Annotated in this window: 2 protein-coding genes; both read left to right on the top strand. The window is 73.2% G+C overall.

Annotation, left to right across the window (positions count from 1 at the left end; genetic code table 11):
- Positions 1–23: 23 nt before the first annotated feature.
- A complete protein-coding gene (locus ACWELJ_RS34035; protein WP_452370164.1) occupies positions 24–689 on the top strand; it encodes a hypothetical protein in 666 nt (221 codons plus the stop codon).
- A gap of 164 nt (positions 690–853) precedes the next feature.
- Positions 854–1,946 (top strand): alpha/beta-hydrolase family protein (locus ACWELJ_RS34040; RefSeq protein ID WP_452370165.1); only part of this gene is annotated, 1,093 nt, incomplete at its 3' end.

Below are 1,946 nucleotides of genomic sequence, written 5' to 3' on the forward strand. Positions count from 1 at the left end.
GGCAAAAAATGCCACTTCCCGCAATGGAAATGACCGGCCTCACCGCCGGTGAACTGCAAAAGCTGCTCAAGCGGCCCGCCGCGCCGGAGAGCTCCGCCGCCCGCGTCGGCATCATGGAATCGATTGCCGCGCAGCCGGATCCCGCGTCGGTCCCCGGCGACTTCGCGGCCTCGGCCGGGTACCGCCCCGTCGTCGAGGCGGGCATGCTGATCAACCCGGAGGGTGACTGCTCCTCCCCCATCCCCCTGCCCGCCGAATTCGACCTGGCCTGCAAATCCCACGACCTCGGCTACGACCTGCTGCGCTACGCCGCCGCCCACGGCCAGCCCCTCGGCCCCTGGGCCCGCCAATCGGTGGACGCCGCACTGGAACAGCGCATGCACACGGCCTGCGCCGCCCGCGAGGACGCGATGTCACGCACCCGATGCCAGGTCATGGCGAGCATCGCCGCCACGGCCGTGGACCTGAACTCCATCCGCCAGCACTACGGCAGCCCGGTCTACGAGCCGTTCTTCGAGCACACCGGCGCGGGCCTCGCACCCGCCGCCATGGTCGCGGCCGGTGTCGGCATCGCCGGACTGGCCTCCGCGGCAACCGTTCTGGCGCGCCGCACCCGCTCGCGCCGCGGTGCCGCGGCTCAGGATCGCGACCTCGCGCTCACCGATGCTCACGCGACGGTGGCGCTGTGATCCCCGCCGTGCGGAACCACTCCGCGGGCCGCGGCTCTCATCGCCGGCGCGTTGCGATGGCGCGGGCGGAGATGACAGTCGCGCTGCCAGAGCCGGGCAACCGCACCGAGCTCACGGGTGACGTTCCGGTCTCGCCACGTGGTGTCGAGCGGTCTCGTACGACATTGGGGCGGACTTGGATCCGCGCGCCGCGGGTCGGGACGAGCGCCGCGGTGGCGGGCGGGACATTGGCGTCGCTGGCGCCGGGGTTGCTGCCGCGCACGCCGTCGGCGCAGGCGATCGTGACCGCGGTGCTGGTGCTGGCCGGGTTGGGGGTGGCGGGGGTCGTGCGGATGGTGTTGCGCTGGACTCGGTTCGGGGTGGAGCGGCTGACGCGGTGGCGGGTTCCGGCGGCGGTCGCGGGGGCGGGGCTGGTCGGGGGTGCGATGGGATATGCGGAGCATTGGCAGAACTCGCTGCGCAATGCCATGGGGGTCGGGGGTATCGGGCCCGGGTACTGGGTGCAGTGGCTGGCGTGGACGGTGCCGATCGTGGCGGCGGTGGTGGGTGTCGTGCGCGGGATGCGGTGGGTGGTACGGCGATTGGGGCGGGCGCGGAGTATCGCGGCGGGGGTGGCGCTGGGGGTGGCGGCGCAGCTGGTGGTGGTGCCGGGTGTGGTGGAGTGGCGGCGGGCGGCGTACGCGGCGGCGGATTCGTTCGTGGATCCGGAGCTGGTGCAACCGGATTCACCGACCCGGTCGGGGAGTCCGGTGTCGATGGCGAGCTGGCCGTCGCTGGGGGCGCAGGGGCGGCGGTTCGTGGCGGGGACGCCGGCGCGGGCGGTGCGGGTTTATGTCGGCTTGAACTCGGCTGCCGGGCCGGCGGCGCGGGTGGAGCTGGCGGTGCGGGAGCTGGAGCGGACGGGTGGGTTCGAACGGCGGAATGTGGTGGTGACCGTGCCGACGGGGTCGGGGTGGATCGACAGTGATGCCGCCAAGGGACTGGACGCGCGGTTCGGCGGAGATGTGGCGCTGGTCGGGCTGCAGTACTCGGCCGCGCCGAGCTGGGTGACCTTCGTCTTCGGGCGCGATGCCGCCGAGCAATCGGCGCGGGCCCTGTTCCGGGCTGTCGAGCAACGGATCTCGACGCTGCCGGATCCGCCGAAGCTCTACATCTACGGGCAGAGTCTGGGCGCGCTCGGCGGCAGCGCGGTGTTCGCCGACGACGCCGATCAGGACCGCCGCGCCTGCGGCGCGCTGTGGGCCGGACCGCCCGGCG

The organism is Nocardia sp. NPDC004582, assembly GCF_053602115.1.